This is a genomic window from Vibrio sp. VPAP30, assembly GCF_001188205.1.
Classification (GTDB): Bacteria; Pseudomonadota; Gammaproteobacteria; order Enterobacterales; family Vibrionaceae; genus Vibrio; species Vibrio bivalvicida.
The window spans coordinates 606,003-624,338 of the sequence record NZ_LBLS01000043.1 but is presented as its reverse complement, the minus strand read 5'-3'; the positions used below and the strand labels follow the sequence as shown (position 1 = coordinate 624,338).

Sequence of the window (18,336 nt, the reverse complement as noted above, 5' to 3'; positions counted from 1 at the left end):
TGTTCCTATCCTTGAGCGAGTAGCTTGGCAGTCAGTGCATTTTGCCAGCTGTATGGAAGAGCGCCGATCAAACGTAAAATGGAAGTAAATTTCTTAGGGAAATAGATGTGGTCTTTTCCTTTCGCAAGCCCATCTCTTATCTCCTGAGACGCCCGCTGTGAAGAAACCAACATGGGCATTTCAAAGGTGTTTTTGTCGGTTAGCGGAGTTTTGACAAAACCCGGGTAAATAATCGAAACATCAATACCTTGCGGCTTGAGGTCAACCTGAAGTGTTCGCGCCAAATAGCTCACTGCCGCTTTTGATGCACCATAAGCTTCTGCTCTCGGCAAGGCCAATTCACTCGCTATCGACCCTACTATGGCGAGCCGTTGTCCACGCGCAAAATACTTCTGGCAAGCCTCGATGGCGTTGGTAAGCCCAATAACGTTAATGTCGAAAACACGCTTCATAAGCAGCGCATCGAGCTTGCCGTCATCGATGTACTCGCAGTCCCCGGCATTCAAAATCCAAAGGTCAGGAATGCTGTGTAAGGAGTTAAGAGCAATAGTCGTCGCCTCTAGGTCGGTTAGGTCAAAAGCAATAGGATGTAAATTGGTAAACGTGTCTTTAAGCTCACTTAATCGTTCTTCATTCCTACCGCAGGCATAGACCTCGAAACCGTCGTCGGCATAGTCTTTTGCAAGCTGGAGCCCAATCCCTGAAGTGGCTCCCGTTATTAGAACCGTCTTCATTTGCCTAACCTTTGCTTAATCGTTTTGATTACCGAACCGAGTAGAGGTAGATTTTCATAGAGCATCTCACCAAGATCAAAATAGTCACGATGGTATATGACCCGACCTTGCGAAAACTTCAGATGGCTAACACCATTGACGTACACCGCTGAGCCTTTTGATAGCTTTGGATGCTCCAGCGCCATCTGCCAGGTTAGAAAGCCGCTGTTTCCCGTTTGCTGGTGCTCAAGAATGTTGAAATCGCAGCGCGTTACATTGCTATAAAGGGATTCGAAGTAGTTTTCTAACTCTTGCCACCCTTCTAATCTGTGCGCAGCATCTTCAAACACTACCTCGTCATGATAAACGTCAGACAACAGATGAAGATTTGATTTGTTCAACTGTTGATAAACTTCGCCTACCGTCTGTACATCCATTCAAAATACCTCTCACAACCTTATACATAATATTATTTTGTACAACAACCTAACCATAGGTGATTTCTGAAAGTTGTACAAATTTTAGTTTGTATAACTTGTACGTGAGGACTTTTAAAACAGATCAAAAAAAGGCCTGGTTATAAACCAAGCCTTTTCAATTAATTAGGTGTTATATCTACGAATTGCGTAGAGCTGAGATACGTTTATCTAGCGGTGGATGACTCATCAATAATTCTGTCACAGAACGTTTGCCATTAATACCAAACGCCATCATTGAGCCTTCTAGTTGAGATTCGTGACTTACTTTTAGTCGCTCTAGCGCAGCTATCATTTTGTGTTTGCCAACTAGGTGAGCAGCACCTGCATCAGCATGGAACTCGCGATGACGGCTGTACCACATTGTAATAAAACTCGCTAGGAAGCCAAATACCAACTCAAGCACCATGCTTACACCGAAGTAAACCATCATATTACTTCCGCCTTCTTCCTCATTGTCGTTCGATGCAACAATGTTGGCGATAAATCGCGATAAGAAGATAACGAATGTGTTCACCACACCCTGCATCAGTGTCATTGTCACCATATCACCATTGGCGATATGACTAACTTCGTGGGCAAGTACCGCTTCTGCCTCATCACGAGTCATGTTGTGCAGTAGACCTGTAGAAACCGCAACTAAAGAATCATCTCGTTTTGCGCCAGTTGCAAAGGCGTTGATGTCAGCTGAATCGTAAATAGCGACGGTAGGCATACCGATCCCTACTTGCTCAGATTGGCGACGAACTGTTTCTAGTAACCAGTGCTCTGTCTCATTGCGTGGGCTTTCAATTACCATTCCCCCCACTGAGCGCAGAGCCATACCTTTTGACATCATCAGTGAGATAAACGACCCACCAAAGCCGAAAACGGCTGCCATTATCAACAAGCCAGACAGACTTCCAGGCTGCATCCCTGTCATTGCATAAACAATGTTCAGAACAACACTCAATACCAGAACAACAGCTAAGTTGGTTGCAAGAAATAACATTACTCGCTTCATTACTTTTCTCCAAAAAACGGAAGCATCTTATTATTGCCCTCAAGATCAACTCTTGGGACTATTCTTTACCTAATAGATATAGTCTATCCCCTTTGATTACAAGGTTAAGAAGTAAATTGAAACATTTGATTTCTAAAAAGTAAGCTTAAGATTAACAACTGATAAATAATTGACCTGAGGAATAATTGACGACATAACGATAAGCCTAAGATTTTCTCCTTAGACTTTGGTCGTATTGTGACTCTTACCAAACGTGCTAGATTTAGTTGAGATTAAAGAATCCATGTAATAAGGGAACGAAATCATGGTAGAAACTAACAACTATCAAATGGCTATTGATCTGTTGTGCTGCCACCTCGGTATTTCTGAAGATGAGGCAAAACAACAACTTGGGATCTCAGTAGAAGATAAAACTCAAAAGCGCATTATTGAAACACAAGGTGCGTTGATGGGCTTAAACCAAGAGATGTAAACAATACTAATATAAAAAGGGCTGCCAGTTTGGCAGCCTTTTGCTTTTTTAGCGGTTTAGAAGTGGTGAGACATCAATGTATTTAGCCAAATCTTTGCGCTTCACTTTTGGTACATAGGGGATTTCACCCAGTTTTGGCGCTGCGATTTTATTCTCTAGCATTTCAATGATTTCTGCGTAGTGCTCAGTACCTGGATTCACTCGGTTGGCGACCCAACCCACGACCTCTACGCCATCCGCTTTAATCGCATCCAGTGTTAACATCGCGTGACTCAGGCAACCTAACTTTATACCCACCACCAAAACGACTGGGAGTTTCTCTTGCTGCACCCAAGTTGATAAACAGTCAGATTTCGAAACAGGTACACGCCAGCCGCCTGCACCTTCAACAAGGACAATGTCTGAATTCTGCTTATGCAACTTTAGTTTGCCACTTAGCACTGAGTACTCAATGTCGATGTTTTCACGAATAGCCGCAATATGAGGAGAAGCAGGAAGCTCCAACGCATATGGGTTTACATCGTCGTATGCAACGTTAACTGTTGCCGCTTCTTGTAGATACAAGGCATCTGAGTTACGAAAACCTTGCTCTGTTTTATCGCTCCCAGCGGCTACAGGCTTGTAACCAATCGTTTTTAAATCCTTTTCTGCTAGCGCATTTAAGATTGCTTTTGAAGCAACCGTTTTTCCAACATCGGTATCCGTACCCGCAATAAAAAATGCATCAATCATAGATTAATAACCCCTAAACAGACCTGATATGTTGCAGGCAGAAGACCCTGATGATTTCGGTAAGTTTGGTATTCATGCTCAACTTTTAGCAAGGCTCTACGACTTGTCAGGCTATTCGAACGGCCATCAATGTGAGTAGCACCAATGCCTTTCAAGTCACGCATAAGAGCAAAAGCCGTTTTATACCAAACCGTGATTGGCGATAAGTCTAGTTGATGCGCATGGCATTCAGATTGCGCTAACGCAATTTTTGCCTGATTGAATGAGATAAAGTCATTCACGTGTTGATATGAGTCAATTTTTGCCCACGCCTTTTTAAGCTCTAGCAGAGAACCATCTAGCAATGTGGATATATATGCTGACCCTTTAGGCTTCACAACTCGCTTGATCTCTCTCAGGGGCACGCTCAAATCTTCACACCACTGTAAGGCAAGGCTAGAAAAGACGCAGTCAAAGCTATCACTGTCAAATGGTAGACATTCGGCATCTCCTTGCTGATAGTAGATACCCACCTCACCACATCGAATCCTCGCTTCAGCAAGCATCTTGTCTGACAAATCGAAGCACACCACCGTCGCACCGCGCTTTAACAGCTCTTGAGCAAAGTACCCTGTACCACAACCAATATCTAAAACTGTTTGTTCTGATAGATCGCGAGGCATTTTATCTAACAACCGATGACCAACATCACGTTGAAAAGCAGCGTGTTGGTCATAGGTAGTGGCCGCACGCCCAAACGCTTCAGCTATTGCCGTTTTGTTCACCGTTTCTTCTGGCTCCACAAGTACAGCTTGATTCATTTATTTATATCCCTTTCAATGCTTGCTTTAACGTATTGGTCAACTTGATGACATGTTGCTCATTATGTTTAGCGGTAAGCGTGATTCTCAATCGAGCACTGTCCTGGGGTACCGTAGGTGGACGAATCGCTGTGACCCAAATTCCTTGTTGACGCAGTTCATCTGCAACTTTAAGTGCTTGTTGGGGCGAGCCCAGAACAAACGGTTTGATTGGGGTGACCGTCTCCCTATAGCCTTCAAAATCTTTCAGTTGCTCATGAAAACGATCAGCCAACTCGCCTAGCTTTTCTCTGCGCCAATCTTGCACTTGAATCATCTGCGCGGCTTTATTAAGCGCAACCGCTTGCGAAGGAGGAATAGCTGTTGAATAGACATGGTGCTTAGCAAACTGGGTTAAGTAATCTCCCACAGAATGGCTACACAAAATCGCCGCACCCGACAGACCAAACGCTTTACCAAAGGTCACAACAAGGATGTCTGGCTGAATACCTGCGTATGCACAACTCCCCTGACCTTTATCACCCAAGACACCAACGCCGTGAGCATCATCAACTGCCAACCAAGCTTTGTCTTCAATCGACATTTTGATCTCTTTCAGAGGAGAAAGATCGCCATCCATGCTAAATACGCCTTCAGTCACCACCAAAGTGCCTTGATTAAGCAAAGATGTTAAATGGGCAACGTCATTGTGCTTAAAGCGCTTCATGATGGCAGGAGATAGCGCACCCGCTTCAATCAAGGAAGCGTGATTTAGCTTATCCTGCAGCAGCAGATCATTTTTCTTCAGTAACGAGAACAGCAGTGCTTGGTTGGCTGAGAATCCAGAACCAAACAAAACCGCTCGGTCAAACCCAAACCAACCACACAAGGTCTCTTCAAGCTTTTGGTGGGCAACAGAAAATCCAGTGACCAGTGGAGATGCACCACTACCATTACCATATAGATCTAGCCCTTCCTGCCACGCTCGGGTTAACTCCTTATCAGACGCTAACCCAAGGTAATCATTGCTGGAAAAGTTAAGATACTCGTTATCACTGTAGATGAGCTTTGGCGCGCTGCTTAGTTCGATAGCGCTCAGAGAGCGGCTAAGGCCTTTAGCTTGTCGATCACTAAGGGCTGAATGAATACGTTGCTCAAACACTTGCATCGTAGAATAGGTCATCTTTCGTTGGCCTTGCCGCGACACGTTCTACTACGCGGTCAAGCAGATCGTTCTCTTCGATTTCATCTGGCTTTTGAGAAACCTCTTGGCTGTTAATGCCTAGTTTGTTGAATAGCTGCATATCTTTGTCTTCTGACGGGTTAGGTGTTGTCAGAAGTTTACAACCATAGAAAACTGAGTTAGCACCAGCCATAAAACATAGCGCCTGCATCTGCTCGTTCATGTTTTCTCGACCTGCAGACAAGCGAACCGCTGATTTTGGCATCATGATACGCGCAATAGCGATAAGGCGAATAAAGTCGAACGGCTCAACGTCTTCAACCTCTTCAAGTGGCGTTCCCTTCACCTTAACCAACATATTGATTGGCACACTTTCAGGGTGAGTAGGTAGGTTCGCAAGCTCAACCAGCAACCCCGCTCTGTCATTTTCGCTCTCGCCCATACCGATAATACCACCAGAACAAATCTTCATTCCCGCATCACGCACATGTGACAGCGTGTCTAAACGATCTTGGTACGTTCGCGTGGTAATAATACTGCCGTAGAACTCTGGTGACGTATCTAAGTTGTGGTTGTAATAATCCAAACCCGCCTGTGCCAAAGAATTCGCTTGATCTGGCGTGAGCATCCCTAGAGTCATACAGGTCTCTAAGCCCATCCCTTTAACACCTTTGATCATCTCAGTCAGATGCGGCATGTCGCGCTCTTTTGGATTCTTCCAAGCAGCGCCCATACAAAAACGCGTTGAACCAGCACTTTTCGCTTTTTGAGCAGCATCGAGAACTCGCTCAACTTCCATTAAGCGCTCTTTCTCAATGTCCGTTGTATAGCGGGCACTTTGCGGACAGTACTTACAATCTTCAGGGCAAGCACCTGTTTTAATGGACAGTAGAGTACTGACTTGCACATGGTTATGTTGCTGATATTGACGGTGAACCAATTGCGCTTCGAAGACTAGATCCATGAATGGCTTTTCCATAAGGCCGCGAACTTGCTCAATAGTCCAGTTGTGACGTACTTCCACGTGCTTTCCTTTGATTATTGTTGGTTTGATTACTTGGCTAGTCTACTGACACGGGGTAAACTGTCAACACAACAAAAAATCAAAAGTTTACATTTGATTGCATATTAACCACTTCAATTTCAGGAACTGGACATGGATCTCGCTTTCGACCGTCATCATATATGGCATCCTTACACATCAACGCTTACACCTCTGACCTGCTATCCTGTAACTTCAGCAGATGGTGTTTACCTGCAACTGGAAGATGGAAAACAGCTCGTAGATGGCATGTCTTCTTGGTGGTCTGCGATCCATGGCTATAATCATCCGCATATAAATGCCGCTGCCCATGCTCAGATTGATAAAATGTCACACGTTATGTTTGGCGGAATTACGCACGAACCCGCAATCAACCTATGTAAGAAATTACTGTCATTTGCGCCTAGCAACTTGCGACATGTATTTATCGCTGACTCAGGTTCCGTTGCCGTGGAAGTCAGTCTTAAAATGGCTCTTCAATACTGGCACGCTAAGGGAGAGTCTCGACCTAAGTTCTTAACACTGCGCGATGGCTACCATGGTGACACCTTTGCCGCCATGTCTGTGACCGACCCTGATAACTCGATGCACTCGCTTTATAAAGGATTTCTTCCTGAGCATATTTTTGCTACTTCTCCAAAAACAGGTTATTGGCAAGAGTGGGATGAGAGTGACCTAAATGACTTTAGAGCCAGAATTTCACAGCACCACAAAGAGATCGCTGCTGTAATCTTGGAACCGATCGTCCAAGGGGCCGGAGGAATGAGAATCTATCATCCGAATTTCCTCAGAGGAATTCGAGAGCTGTGCGATCAATTTGGTGTACTGCTGATTCTCGATGAAATCGCAACCGGATTTGGCCGTACGGGCAAAATGTTTGCTTGTGAGCATGCCGATATTCAGCCAGATATATTATGTGTAGGCAAAGCACTAACCAGTGGCTATATGACGCTTTCAGCGACCCTAGCCTCCAGTGATGTCGCTAATACTGTCTGTGGTGGTGAAGCGGGCTGTTTTATGCATGGGCCAACATTTATGGGTAATCCACTGGCCTGTGCTGTCGCGACTGCGAGTATGGAGTTACTTGAGCAAAACCAGTGGCAAAAACAAACAACACAAATTGAGCAGCTATTCTCAGAGCTACTGCCTAAGCTAAAAAAATATCAATTGGTTAAAGATGTTCGCTGGTTAGGCGCGATTGGTGTGGTTGAAACGACAACACCAGTCAATATGGAAGCGATTCAAGCTCTGTTTGTTGAACAAGGCGTCTGGATTCGCCCATTTGGCAGACTAATTTATATGATGCCACCTTACATCAGCCAAGCAGAACATATCGAAAAGCTAGTTTCAGCAATTGAGTCTGCGCTAAACTGCCCTGAGTGTTTTATTTAGTTTTTTGTATTACTCTCGCAAAAACATAACAGGCTTCCAATTGGAAGCCTGTTTTAGATTCAAATCTAGTAACCATTACTCTTGGTCAATCATCCAACGTCGGAACGCTTTACGCTCTTCTTTAGATGCTTTTAGGTACCAAGCTTTTAGCTGTTCTACATTGCTAGTCGCCACTGGTTTAGCCGGAGAGGTTTTTTCTACCTTACTTGAAGTAGAAGTCACAGCAGCTGTCGTCGTTGCTGCTACAGCAATCGCTTGGGCTTCAACAGGCTTGTCAATTAACTGGCCGTTGTTGAAGTGAATCCCCTTAGATTGGTTGTACTCAGCTACAAGATTGTCCATCGATAAGTATGGGAATAACCCACCTTTTGATGGTAGTTTTTCTTGCGAGTAACTCAGTGGGACGTCATCTTGAACTAGTTCCCAACCTGGTTGCTCAGTTTTGAATTCTTTTGTCGCTGCTTGCGCGCTGCTGACTGGTGGGTTCTCAATTTTAATTTCCTCACCGTTTACTATAAATGATAGAACGTAAGGATCTGACGTAAATACCTTTGCAGAGTTACCTCGACCTAAAGTTTTGTCCATTCTAACAACGAGTTGAACATCCCCATTTGGAATTTCTTGCGTGCCAATTTTCGATTCCGATTTTTGACCATTGATATAAAGAACTGATAGCCCTTGCTCAGGCATTAATGTTGCTGCACTGACAGAAAATGCGCCGAAAGTACATAATGCTAGCATCCATTTTTTCATGATATTACTCTGTGTTCCCGCTTTAGTTATCAGTCAATTTTAGCAAGGCAATTCATCTGTGAAAAGCAATAAACTATTGTTAGTCAAATAAAAAAGCCACTCTCAATGAGTGGCTTCGTATTCCAATTAACATTATTCAATTAGAATGTAGCTTTAACACCGATACCGTAACCTAGGTCAGAGTTAGCTTTGTCGTTATCACCAATTTCTACATATACTGTAGTATTAGGAGCAATACCGTAACCAGCATTTAGGAACCACTGACCGTGGTCTTCGGCTTTTGCATAAGTTACTGTAGTTCCACTTACAGAACCGATCATGTAGTTGTCGCTGTAGTCAGTATCGCTGTAACCACCAGCAAAGTTCCACTTGTTCCATGTGTAGTCTAGAGCAATAGCAATAGTATCAGCTTCGATCTTATCGCCACCTTTCTCTTTAGTATCAACAGTGTAGTAACCTAGCTCGATGTTTAGGTTTTCAAAACCAGCGTAACGTGCTTCTAAAGCAACTAGAGTTTCATCTTGGTTTAGTGTCACTTGGTCGCTTAAAACTTTACCTTTAAGCTCTGCGTCGCCGTAGAAAGCTGTAAAGTCAAAATCTGCTACACGGTAGCCAACTTTAACATCAACATAGTGACCGTCTTTACCAATAGCTTGAGCTTCGTGCTTGTCTTGAATTAAACCAAGACCCATGTAGAAAGAGCCAGTATCTAGATCGTAACGAATTGCTTCTTCACCACCAAAGTTAGCGTTATTGAAGAATGAGTTCACACCAAATAGGTAGTCGTTACCAATACCAGCATCATCTAGCTGAGTATCTAGTTTACCAATTTTTAGGTCGCCGTAGCTGCCGTGGTAGAAACCAACGTATACGTTACCAACTGAAGTTTTGTCGTTAGCACGGTCGCTGTTGTCGCCAGAGAATTCTAGGAAAGCACCAACTTGTAGGTCATCGTTTACTGCGTAACGAGTGTCGAAGCCGAAATCTGCATCATCGATTTCTTGCTTAGTGTTTTGATCTTTACCGATGTCTTTTTTGTAACGAACTTCTACGTCACCAGTCATGTTAACTGTAACGCCATCTTGGTTATAAAGTTCGATAGCTTGAGCAGACGTCGCTGCCATAAGTACTGAAAGAGCTACTAGAGTCTTTTTCATAATAATCCACTGCCTTTTCTATAGAATGGGAATTCCTTGTCCGGTTCCCTTTATGTTTTTTGATGATGACTCCAATCTCTTAATGGTCGGATATCATCGCCACTTAATTTCGGGGTCTAGATTGCAAAAGATTATGCGAAGTGTCAAATGTTCTAAAACACCCACATAAAAAAACATAAAACCAATGTAAAACAACAACTTGCATATTTTTAGGCTCAAAATTCGAGCGACTTCATAGATTAATAATGAGTCTATCAGCCCCTTTGATTTAGTTCATATTTAGACTTTTATACCACAAAATACTCACTTAGTAGAGATCCTTGGCATTATCAACTGTTAAACCAAAAGCTTTGGCGTGATATATTTTTTACATTTAGAATTAATTGTAAGTACCTGAAGGTTCAGTTTTTTTTTGTGAACAAGATCCACATTTGGCCAATTGGGATTCTATTTCGTGAACTAAGTAGTACTTAGAGAACTGTGCTATGATGCGGCACCCGCTATATAGGTCACAGTATGATAACCAGTAAAATCCAACAGTCCATTCGCACAAGTTATCAAAACTTGCAGTCACAGCTCGAAAACTTTGTACCTCGTCGAGCGCAAAACTATCTTGTTGCTGAGATAGCCAAAACATTGTGTGGTGAATATCACAAATCAACTCGGGTGATTGTGGCTGAAGCAGGGACTGGAATCGGCAAATCTCTATCTTATTTAATGGCAACTATTCCTGTTGCTGTACTCAACAATCGTAAGGTCGTTATTTCAACCGCCACCGTGGCACTTCAAGAGCAGCTCGTTGGAAAAGATCTTCCTCTATATAGAAGGCTCACTGACCGAGAGTTTTCCTTTATCTTAGCAAAAGGGCGCCAACGCTATTGTTGTGCTGAAAAACTGGCATCTGCGAGCGGGGTTGATGGTGGTCAATTAGCTATGTTCGAGTCCAAACCAAAGAAAAAAGATATAGAGCAGCTTGAGACGATGTATAAGTCGCTAGTTCAAGGAAAATGGGATGGCGATCGTGACAGTTGGCCAAAACCAATCAAAGATGAAATTTGGCAGATGATAGTCAGCGACAAGCATAGCTGTAATCTGAGTTTGCCCGCGCACAGAGACTGCCCTTTCCAAAAGGCTCGTTCTGAACTTGATAAAGCCGATGTCATCATTGCTAACCATAGTTTAGTCATGGCCGACGCGGATCTTGGCGGCGGCGTGATTCTTCCCGAACCTGAGAATACCATCTACGTGTTTGATGAGGCGCACCACCTACCACATGTAGCACGCGATCACTCCTCTGCCGCTGCTAGCCTAAAAGGTGCGGCAAGTTGGCTGGAAAGGCTGAATCAATCAGTAACTAAATTTGCCAATATGGCTGATGAAAAGAGAGTTGCTCGATTTAGGAATGAATTGCAAGACTCTGTGCAGCAGTTAATTCCTTCGCTTAGCCAACTGGCGACTCGTTTTGATCCTGTCCATTTTGAAGAAAAAATTTATCGCTTCGAGAATGGCGAGCTACCCAGCTGGCTGGAAGAGGAAGCTAAGGAGCTGAAAAAGCTGTCGCAAAAAGGCGCTCAAGCCGTGGCGAAAGTGGCGGATCTGATTTCAGAGCGTGTAAAAGATGGCGAACTCACCAATCGATTAGCGGAACCTGCTCTAGCTGAACTCGGCTTTTATATCCAACGTATGGACAACCTTGCTCAAGTTTGGAATTTAATGGCAGAACCATTGCGAGAAAAAGGCGCTCCGCTAGCAAGGTGGTTGGAAGTCAGCCCAGATCGTGAAGGTGACTTCATTGTTAATGTTTCTCCACTCGAAGTCGGTTGGCAGCTAGACCAACAGCTATGGAGTCGTTGCGTCGGCGCGGTATTAACTTCCGCTACTTTACGTGCATTAAACTCATTTAGCTTCTTTTGCCGCCAGTCTGGCGTGAGCGAGAGGCCAGATGATGGGGTGAGATTCCTTGCCCTCGCCTCCCCATTCGATTATCAGAATCAGGCGGAACTGCATATACCAAAAATGGATTGCGAACCTTCCGCGCCACAATTTACAGACCACTTAATAGAAAAGCTCCCTAACCTGATTGAGAGCAATAAGGCAAACTTGGTACTCTTCTCCTCTTACTGGCAAATGAATCAAGTCGCTGACGCACTCTCAACAGATTTTGTAAAAAGAGGCTGGGCGCTACAGGTACAAGGGCAAGAGTCTCGTTCGGCGATGCTAAAAAAACATAAAACCTTGGTTCAGTGCCAGAAAACAAGCGTGTTATTTGGTACAGGAAGCTTTTCCGAAGGCTTAGATTTACCAGGTGAACTATTAGAAAATCTGATTATCACCAAGATACCTTTCGCTGTGCCAACTTCGCCTGTTGAACAAGCTCATGCCGAATACATCGAAAGTCGTGGCGGTAATCCTTTTATGCAAATTGCAGTACCAGAAGCAAGCAAAAAATTGATTCAGTCAGTCGGGCGTTTGCTGCGTAAAGAGCGCGATTCTGGTAAAGTCATCATCCTTGATCGAAGAGTAGTGACTAAACGTTACGGCAGCGCTTTACTAGACTCATTACCTCCGTTTAAACGCATTATTGAATGATAAAGGTCTATAGACCTGCTCCTACTCTATATATAAAGAAGAATAACTATATGGAACTTTTTGAGCCAACCATGCTGTTGGTGTTGGCACTTGTCGCTTTTTTGGCTGGTTTTATCGACGCAGTTGCAGGTGGTGGCGGTATGCTTACTGTACCAGCGCTGCTGTCTTTGGGATTGCCTCCCCATATTGCACTTGGTACCAACAAACTTGCCGCGACCTTTGCCTCATCAACGGCAGCATTTACTTACTACCGTAAAAAGCTATTTAAGCCACAATGTTGGTTACGTGCTTTCGTCGCTACTTTGGTTGGCGCCATCCTTGGTACTTTATTTGTCGATCTCATCAGTACCCAGTGGCTCGAAAAAATATTGCCGTTGATCATTCTTGCTGCGGCGGTCTATACCATCTGGCACAAAACGCCGGGCAACGTGAATAACGAATCTCCACAACCTTGTCCGGTATTAAATAAGAAACAGTATGCTCAGGGTTTAACACTTGGGTTTTATGATGGTGTAGCAGGTCCCGGTACGGGTGCGTTTTGGACAGTAAGTTCAATGGCACTATATCGGCTCAACATTTTGCTCGCCTCTGGTTTGGCAAAGGCGATGAACTTCACCAGTAACTTTACCTCTTTGGTGACCTTCGCGATACTTGGACATATCGATTGGGTCCTCGGCCTGACTATGGGTGTATGCTTAATGGCAGGCGCTTTTGTTGGTGCGCACTCTGCAATTCGATTCGGCGCCAAGTTCATTCGCCCTGTGTTTGTTACCGTAGTAAGCATTCTCGCGGTCAAACTCGCTTACGAAGCTTGGTTTGTGAACCTTTAGGCAGTACTTATGAGTAAAGTTAAGCAGCTACAATCGACCCTAGAGCAACTCGCCATCAACGCGGCGGCTTTGGATCGTCAGCGTGGTGAGCACCACTTGGCGCTTTTCGATGAACGGCTTTTCAAGTGTAAAGCCAAGCTTTTAGTGCCTTGTGTCAAAGAAACCCAGTCAACGCTAGAGAGCATTATTCGAGAAGAAGACGCTGGTAAGCTAACCGCTATGCGTGCAGAGTATCTTACCGAGCGTTTGCTCGCGCAAGTCGGAGCAATACAACGTGAACTGGCGACCACTAAGATTCGCAAAAACGAGCCGAAACATAGCAGCTACTTCAGAAAACCCATCAACGAGCTATATCAACACCTTTCTCAGCATCAAGAGTGGGAACGTCGTTTAGTGGAAATGGTGCGAGATAAGGAACTTGCACTCCAGTACGCACCACCTTTCCAGCAACAATCAGCTCAGCAAGCCCTTATGGCAACCGAGCAAAGGCTTAAGCGCTGCCAAGAAGCAAAGCTCAAGATAGAAAAACAAATTACCTACAGAGAGAGAAACCCGTAATGCCTTCATCGAACTCAGGATTAGATAATGCACCAGATGAGGTCAAACTTGCCGTCGATCTTATTTACCTACTGGAAAGCAATCAAGTCGATCCAAAAGTTGCACTCGAAGCCATTAAGATAGTAAAAGCAGATTTAGAGAGTAAGCTAGAGAACTCATGTACCAGCTAAGTTTTGATCTCAACCTTTTCCTTGCGGAGCACTGGCATAAAAAGCCGACTGTCATTAAAGGTGGTTTCGCGAATTTCATCGATCCTATTTCCCCAGATGAGTTAGCAGGTCTAGCGATGGAGGAAGAGATTGACTCGCGCTTTATCACCAATAAAGACAACAACTGGACAGCCAAACACGGTCCATTTTCTCAATCTCATTTCGAATCTCTTGAAGAGTCACACTGGCAATTAGTGGTTCAGGCCTGCAACCATTGGCACTTAGGATCCGCTGAGCTTATTGAGCCGTTTAAACAATTACCTAACTGGCTGTTTGATGACTTAATGGTCTGCTTCTCGGCTCCTAAAGGGGGTGTAGGTCCACATATCGACCAATATGACGTGTTTATCATCCAAGGAAGCGGTAAACGTCATTGGCGAGTTGGAGATAAAGACATTGGCCAGTACAAAGAATCCATTCAAGCTGGCGCACTAAGACAAATTGAAGGCTTTGATGCAATTATTGACGAGATTCTTGAGCCTGGCGATATTCTTTATATCCCACCGGGCTTTCCTCATGAAGGTGATACGCTTGAGCCAAGTATGAGTTACTCTATTGGCTATCGTTCTCCAAAAGAGCAAGAGCTACTGAGCAACTTTGCAGACTACGTACTAGCTCATGACATGGGAGATGTTCACTTGCATAACCCGCAGCTACGTAGTCAAGCACACTACGGTGAGATCCTATCTTCTGATACAGACTTACTTATCGACATGCTCAGATCCGCTTTAAACTCAGGCAACGATATTAAGCAATTTTTGGGATCGATGCTCAGCCAGTCACGCCACCAGCTTGATATTGTCGAACCCGAAGCTCAATTGAGGCCATCAGAAGTTTTTGAACACTTAAATACGTTAGGCACATTGCGCAAAGTTTCAGGCATTCGAGCACTCTATCACCAAGAAGCAACAGACAAAATCTATATCAATGGCGAGACGTTTGATGTGAGAGAAGAGTGGCTAGTTGATGCGTTGTGCAATCACGAAGCGATCAATGTTCAGTCTTTCGCTAAAGTGACCGATGAGCAAACCATTATGCTGCTAACTGACTTAGTGAACAAAGGGTACTGGTACCTCGACTAAGCAAAATTTTTCGACAATAAAAAGGGCTTCGCGATTACGAAGCCCTTTTTGCTTTCCGCTAGCCATCTAAATCCGATTAGACTTTAAACTGATTAACTAATTGCTGCTGCTTGTCAGATAAATCGGCGATTTGCGAACTTACCATCTCGGACTCTTCTGCTTGGCTCAGTATTTGAGCACTTAAATCACGGATGTTGGTCACGCTTTGGTTTACTTCTGCCGATACTGATTGCTGCTCTTCTGCTGCTTTAACAATCTGCGAGTTCATATCGTTGATCGACGCAATGGCTGTAAAGATCTGGTTCAACTCTTTGGCGGCATTTTGCACTTGTGTAGCTGAATCATTCGCTAGATCATTACCATCTTGAATCGCCTGAACTACATCTCGGGTGCCATTCTGCACATTTTCAATCACCTGCCTAATTTCACCGACCGATTCTTGCGTTCGACTAGCTAGGTTTCGCACCTCATCCGCGACAACTGCAAAGCCGCGTCCTTGCTCACCTGCCCTCGCAGCTTCAATAGCGGCATTGAGCGCAAGTAAGTTAGTTTGCTCTGAAATACCTTCAATAACCGACAAGATCTCTGTGATATTGGCATTATTGTTGGCGAGCTCTTCAACAACAGGAACAGCCGCTGTCATACGCTCCACCAAACGCATCATTTCTTGTTGAGATTTCTCAACCACTGATTGCCCACTTACCGCTGCCTCATTCGCTTTTTCTGCCTCTCTGACTGCAATTTCGGCATTTTGAACCACTAACCCCGCCGTTTGGGTCATCTCTTCTGAAGCCGTTGCAACCAAATCAACTTCTTTAAACTGCGAGTCGCTACTGGTGCGAGTTTGCTGCGCCGCGATCCGGGATTGCTGAGTGGTTGTACCGACCTGGATAGTCGTATCGACCACTTCACTGATGATAGATTGCAGCTTGTCTAAGAAGCTATTGAAGCCTATCGCGAGCTGGCCAATTTCGTCTTGTGATTTCACCTCTAAGCGTTGAGTTAAGTCACCTTCTCCTGAGGCGATATCGTCTAGTCGAGTAGCCACTTCTCGAATCGGTTTCACTAAGCGTGATGCAGAGAAAGCAATCGTCGCAAGCCCTAGCAATACCAAAACAATACCTGCGACAAGCTCAGTAGTAACGCTAGATTCTACTTGCTGACTGATAATTGCATCTAACGCTTCAGCATCTGCAAGCACACTAGAGCGAGGTAGATCAAATAGCACACCCCAAGTCTGATTCGCGACCATAATTGGCGCAAAAACATTAAGCCACTGGCCGTCTTCACTCCACTGTGTCTGAACAGATTGCCCAAACAATAGGTCAGTTAACTTATCCGGAGAAACAATATCACTCACAAATGGCTGGCCGACCGAACTAGATGGATTATCGCTGGCGATCAATGAACCATCCAAACTGATCAGATTGACGTTACCACTACCGGAGAACAGCTGTTGATCAGAGTTAACGACAATCCCTGACAGACCATCTAATCGCAGGTCGATGCCAAAGAAACCAATTGTTGTATCATCAATCAAGAGTGGAATTGAAATTGAACTGGTTAAGAAAGCACCGCCATCTTGGGTTACAAACCTTGGAGTGGTAATACAAGTTTCACCCGAAGCTAGTGGACAATAAAAACGTTCACTATTTGTTGCGTCATCAAGTAATGCTTCAGATAAAACACTTGAAACAATGTTCTCACCGTTTTGCGCTGTCATCCAGTACGGAGCAAAACGACCTCTTTCATTCGAACCAACATACTCAGCGTCAACGTAGTTACTGTCTTCATTATCCAACATCTCAGGCTTAAAGACTAAGTAGGCACCTTGAACACTGTCAAAATCAACCACTGCTCGACGAACCATCTCATCCAATGCAGTCCTTAGCTCCTCACTATCTCCAAAATTTTCTTCACTTAGATTCTTTTGAAACATCACACTAGAGGCAAGCATCTCGGCTCGATATAGGGCTTCATTGAGAAACTCTGAAACCTGCGTGGCATTAAGCAAGGCGCGCGTTTCAACGATCTGCTCTGACTTGTCAATTACAGATTCTGAACTTTGCTGTTTAATTTGATGTTGATTAGAAATTGCGTTGTAAACGGAAAAACCAATCAAAGAAAGAGAAGTCACAAGCAGGCAGAACCCTGCTAGAAGCGTAATTTTCCACTGCACTGATAACGTTCGCATAGTACGTCCTTTTAGCAAACTCGGTGTTTTAAATAGAGATAAGTATCAATGGAATTACACCACAAACATAGTAGATATCAATCTAAAGTTTAAAAAAATGTTAATAACTGCTAAGTGGGTTCATCGCCTTCGCTGCAACTGAAAATTGATGCTAGTATTGGCTTACAAAAATTCGAACAGCCACAAGCAAGGAACTGAAATGAAAGTTATTTCATTCAATATCAACGGTCTTCGTGCCCGCCTGCATCAATTACAAGCCGTGATCGATAAGCACCAACCGGATGTTATCGGCCTGCAAGAAATCAAAGTGCACGACGAAGCATTCCCCTTAGAAGATGTTGAAGCTATGGGTTACAAGGTCTACTTCCACGGGCAAAAAGCGCACTACGGTGTTGCCATGCTATGTAAGAAAGAGCCTATCTCAGTTCAAAAAGGTTTCCCTACCGATAATGAAGATCATCAAAAGCGTATGATCATGGTAACGCTAGAAGACGAGAATGGTGAAAAAGTCACGGTACTTAATGGCTATTTCCCTCAAGGCGACAACATCAGCCACGAGACCAAGTTTCCATATAAGCGTCAGTTCTACAAAGATCTGATGACTTATCTCAATGATCACCACAACAACGATGAACAGCTTATCGTTATGGGTGACATTAACATCAGCCCAATTGATGCAGACATCGGCATTGGTGAACCAAACCGTAAGCGTTGGCTAAAAACTGGTAAGTGTTCATTCCAGCCGGAAGAACGTGAATGGTTGAAGACATTATTAGACTGGGGCTTTGTCGACACTTTCCGACAAATCCACCCCGACGTAAACGATCGTTTCTCGTGGTTTGATTATCGCTCAAAAGGATTCCCAGATAACCGCGGCCTACGCATTGATGTGGTGCTAGCCACACCGAAGCTTGCCGAGAAATGTATCGAGTCAGATGTTGACTACGAATTACGTGGCATTGAGAAGCCATCAGATCACGCACCGATTTGGTCGACGTTTAAGTAGCTGGACAAAATTAAAGGGTTGACACATTGTGTCAACCCTTTGTTTTTTATGTCATCCCCGAGAGGGAGGCACGACCGAGTTGGGGATCTCTTCAAACAAGTAGATAATCGATTGAGATTCCCTACTCGCTCCTTCGTCACTCTATGGAATGACCGAGTAATGCACG

Annotated in this window: 18 protein-coding genes; 8 read left to right on the top strand and 10 right to left on the bottom strand. The window is 44.3% G+C overall.

The genetic code is table 11. The annotated features are described in order from the left end of the window. Nucleotides 1–5: 5 nt before the first annotated feature. The 3 genes from ZX61_RS23000 to htpX all read right to left on the bottom strand — a co-directional run bounded on the left by ZX61_RS23000 (nucleotide 6) and on the right by htpX (nucleotide 2,192). Entirely contained in the window at nucleotides 6–734 is a 729-nt protein-coding gene (locus ZX61_RS23000; protein ID WP_049846904.1) for an SDR family NAD(P)-dependent oxidoreductase, read from the bottom strand. Then, entirely contained in the window at nucleotides 731–1,150 is a 420-nt protein-coding gene (locus ZX61_RS22995; protein WP_049846903.1) for a nuclear transport factor 2 family protein, read from the bottom strand. The genes ZX61_RS23000 and ZX61_RS22995 overlap by 4 nt, the downstream gene beginning before the upstream one ends. Before the next feature lie 178 nt (nucleotides 1,151–1,328). Further along, on the bottom strand, nucleotides 1,329–2,192 hold the full coding sequence (gene htpX, locus ZX61_RS22990; RefSeq protein WP_049846902.1) for a protease HtpX: 864 nt from the start codon (nucleotides 2,190–2,192) through the stop codon (nucleotides 1,329–1,331). A 304-nt stretch (nucleotides 2,193–2,496) separates the two neighbouring features. Here htpX and ZX61_RS24195 point away from each other — a divergent pair, with 304 nt between their 5' ends. Further along, nucleotides 2,497–2,664, top strand: a complete 168-nt coding sequence (locus ZX61_RS24195; RefSeq protein WP_150115042.1) for a hypothetical protein — start codon at nucleotides 2,497–2,499, stop codon at nucleotides 2,662–2,664. 48 nt (nucleotides 2,665–2,712) lie between these two features. Here ZX61_RS24195 and bioD read toward each other — a convergent pair whose 3' ends face one another. From bioD to bioB, 4 genes are read right to left on the bottom strand one after another with little or no spacing between them, the layout of a single operon-like run. Continuing rightward, the gene (bioD, locus tag ZX61_RS22985; RefSeq protein ID WP_049846901.1) at nucleotides 2,713–3,396 is read right to left on the bottom strand and encodes a dethiobiotin synthase; all 684 of its coding nucleotides are present in this window, start codon (nucleotides 3,394–3,396) and stop codon (nucleotides 2,713–2,715) included. Further along, a complete protein-coding gene (gene bioC / locus ZX61_RS22980) occupies nucleotides 3,393–4,196 on the bottom strand; it encodes a malonyl-ACP O-methyltransferase BioC (protein WP_049846900.1) in 804 nt (267 codons plus the stop codon). Before bioC ends, bioD begins: the two co-directional genes overlap by 4 nt. 4 nt (nucleotides 4,197–4,200) lie before the next feature. After that, complete coding sequence (gene bioF, locus ZX61_RS22975) at nucleotides 4,201–5,343, bottom strand: 8-amino-7-oxononanoate synthase (protein WP_049846899.1); 1,143 nt, start codon at nucleotides 5,341–5,343, stop codon at nucleotides 4,201–4,203. Then, entirely contained in the window at nucleotides 5,330–6,382 is a 1,053-nt protein-coding gene (gene bioB, locus ZX61_RS22970; protein WP_049846898.1) for a biotin synthase BioB, read from the bottom strand. Before bioB ends, bioF begins: the two co-directional genes overlap by 14 nt. A gap of 132 nt (nucleotides 6,383–6,514) precedes the next feature. Between bioB and bioA the strand changes: the two genes are divergently transcribed. After that, nucleotides 6,515–7,792 carry an adenosylmethionine--8-amino-7-oxononanoate transaminase gene (bioA, locus tag ZX61_RS22965; protein WP_049846897.1) on the top strand — a complete coding sequence of 426 codons (1,278 nt, stop codon included), beginning with the start codon at nucleotides 6,515–6,517 and terminating at the stop codon, nucleotides 7,790–7,792. Nucleotides 7,793–7,867: 75 nt separating this feature from the next. Here bioA and ZX61_RS22960 read toward each other — a convergent pair whose 3' ends face one another. Both ZX61_RS22960 and ZX61_RS22955 read right to left on the bottom strand, forming a co-directional pair. After that, the gene (locus ZX61_RS22960) at nucleotides 7,868–8,545 is read right to left on the bottom strand and encodes a YccT family protein (protein ID WP_049846896.1); all 678 of its coding nucleotides are present in this window, start codon (nucleotides 8,543–8,545) and stop codon (nucleotides 7,868–7,870) included. 140 nt (nucleotides 8,546–8,685) lie between these two features. Continuing rightward, on the bottom strand, nucleotides 8,686–9,702 hold the full coding sequence (locus ZX61_RS22955) for a porin (RefSeq protein WP_049846895.1): 1,017 nt from the start codon (nucleotides 9,700–9,702) through the stop codon (nucleotides 8,686–8,688). A gap of 516 nt (nucleotides 9,703–10,218) precedes the next feature. Here ZX61_RS22955 and dinG point away from each other — a divergent pair. Genes dinG through ZX61_RS22930 form a run of 5 tightly spaced genes read left to right on the top strand, consistent with a single transcriptional unit; the run spans nucleotide 10,219 to nucleotide 14,970 of the window. Continuing rightward, nucleotides 10,219–12,291, top strand: coding sequence for an ATP-dependent DNA helicase DinG (gene dinG / locus ZX61_RS22950; protein WP_049846894.1), 2,073 nt, complete (start codon nucleotides 10,219–10,221; stop codon nucleotides 12,289–12,291). A gap of 50 nt (nucleotides 12,292–12,341) precedes the next feature. Then, nucleotides 12,342–13,121 (top strand): sulfite exporter TauE/SafE family protein, encoded by a 780-nt coding sequence (locus ZX61_RS22945; protein ID WP_049846893.1) that lies wholly within the window; start codon nucleotides 12,342–12,344, stop codon nucleotides 13,119–13,121. A gap of 9 nt (nucleotides 13,122–13,130) precedes the next feature. Next, nucleotides 13,131–13,679 carry a primosomal replication protein gene (locus tag ZX61_RS22940; RefSeq protein ID WP_049846892.1) on the top strand — a complete coding sequence of 183 codons (549 nt, stop codon included), beginning with the start codon at nucleotides 13,131–13,133 and terminating at the stop codon, nucleotides 13,677–13,679. Next, the gene (gene rsmS, locus ZX61_RS22935; protein WP_049846891.1) at nucleotides 13,679–13,849 is read left to right on the top strand and encodes a pleiotropic regulatory protein RsmS; all 171 of its coding nucleotides are present in this window, start codon (nucleotides 13,679–13,681) and stop codon (nucleotides 13,847–13,849) included. The genes ZX61_RS22940 and rsmS overlap by 1 nt, the downstream gene beginning before the upstream one ends. Continuing rightward, nucleotides 13,837–14,970 (top strand): ribosomal protein uL16 3-hydroxylase, encoded by a 1,134-nt coding sequence (locus tag ZX61_RS22930; protein WP_049846890.1) that lies wholly within the window; start codon nucleotides 13,837–13,839, stop codon nucleotides 14,968–14,970. Before rsmS ends, ZX61_RS22930 begins: the two co-directional genes overlap by 13 nt. A gap of 76 nt (nucleotides 14,971–15,046) precedes the next feature. On the opposite strand, the gene ZX61_RS22925 is transcribed toward ZX61_RS22930, so the two are convergent. After that, the gene (locus ZX61_RS22925) at nucleotides 15,047–17,164 is read right to left on the bottom strand and encodes a methyl-accepting chemotaxis protein (RefSeq protein ID WP_049846889.1); all 2,118 of its coding nucleotides are present in this window, start codon (nucleotides 17,162–17,164) and stop codon (nucleotides 15,047–15,049) included. 199 nt (nucleotides 17,165–17,363) lie between these two features. Here ZX61_RS22925 and xthA point away from each other — a divergent pair, with 199 nt between their 5' ends. Then, the gene (gene xthA / locus ZX61_RS22920; protein WP_049846888.1) at nucleotides 17,364–18,170 is read left to right on the top strand and encodes an exodeoxyribonuclease III; all 807 of its coding nucleotides are present in this window, start codon (nucleotides 17,364–17,366) and stop codon (nucleotides 18,168–18,170) included. Nucleotides 18,171–18,336 lie beyond the last annotated feature (166 nt).

What these genes read in the sequence shown, in the direction of transcription:
- ZX61_RS23000 (WP_049846904.1), bottom strand. Translation starts at nt 734, where the DNA reads ATGAAGACGGTTCTAATAACGGGAGCCACTTCAGGGATTGGGCTCCAG.
- ZX61_RS22995 (WP_049846903.1), bottom strand. Translation starts at nt 1,150, where the DNA reads ATGGATGTACAGACGGTAGGCGAAGTTTATCAACAGTTGAACAAATCA.
- htpX (WP_049846902.1), bottom strand. Translation starts at nt 2,192, where the DNA reads ATGAAGCGAGTAATGTTATTTCTTGCAACCAACTTAGCTGTTGTTCTG.
- ZX61_RS24195 (WP_150115042.1), top strand. Translation starts at nt 2,497, where the DNA reads ATGGTAGAAACTAACAACTATCAAATGGCTATTGATCTGTTGTGCTGC.
- bioD (WP_049846901.1), bottom strand. Translation starts at nt 3,396, where the DNA reads ATGATTGATGCATTTTTTATTGCGGGTACGGATACCGATGTTGGAAAA.
- bioC (WP_049846900.1), bottom strand. Translation starts at nt 4,196, where the DNA reads ATGAATCAAGCTGTACTTGTGGAGCCAGAAGAAACGGTGAACAAAACG.
- bioF (WP_049846899.1), bottom strand. Translation starts at nt 5,343, where the DNA reads ATGCAAGTGTTTGAGCAACGTATTCATTCAGCCCTTAGTGATCGACAA.
- bioA (WP_049846897.1), top strand. Translation starts at nt 6,515, where the DNA reads ATGGATCTCGCTTTCGACCGTCATCATATATGGCATCCTTACACATCA.
- ZX61_RS22960 (WP_049846896.1), bottom strand. Translation starts at nt 8,545, where the DNA reads ATGAAAAAATGGATGCTAGCATTATGTACTTTCGGCGCATTTTCTGTC.
- ZX61_RS22955 (WP_049846895.1), bottom strand. Translation starts at nt 9,702, where the DNA reads ATGAAAAAGACTCTAGTAGCTCTTTCAGTACTTATGGCAGCGACGTCT.
- dinG (WP_049846894.1), top strand. Translation starts at nt 10,219, where the DNA reads ATGATAACCAGTAAAATCCAACAGTCCATTCGCACAAGTTATCAAAAC.
- ZX61_RS22945 (WP_049846893.1), top strand. Translation starts at nt 12,342, where the DNA reads ATGGAACTTTTTGAGCCAACCATGCTGTTGGTGTTGGCACTTGTCGCT.
- ZX61_RS22940 (WP_049846892.1), top strand. Translation starts at nt 13,131, where the DNA reads ATGAGTAAAGTTAAGCAGCTACAATCGACCCTAGAGCAACTCGCCATC.
- rsmS (WP_049846891.1), top strand. Translation starts at nt 13,679, where the DNA reads ATGCCTTCATCGAACTCAGGATTAGATAATGCACCAGATGAGGTCAAA.
- ZX61_RS22930 (WP_049846890.1), top strand. Translation starts at nt 13,837, where the DNA reads ATGTACCAGCTAAGTTTTGATCTCAACCTTTTCCTTGCGGAGCACTGG.
- ZX61_RS22925 (WP_049846889.1), bottom strand. Translation starts at nt 17,164, where the DNA reads ATGCGAACGTTATCAGTGCAGTGGAAAATTACGCTTCTAGCAGGGTTC.
- xthA (WP_049846888.1), top strand. Translation starts at nt 17,364, where the DNA reads ATGAAAGTTATTTCATTCAATATCAACGGTCTTCGTGCCCGCCTGCAT.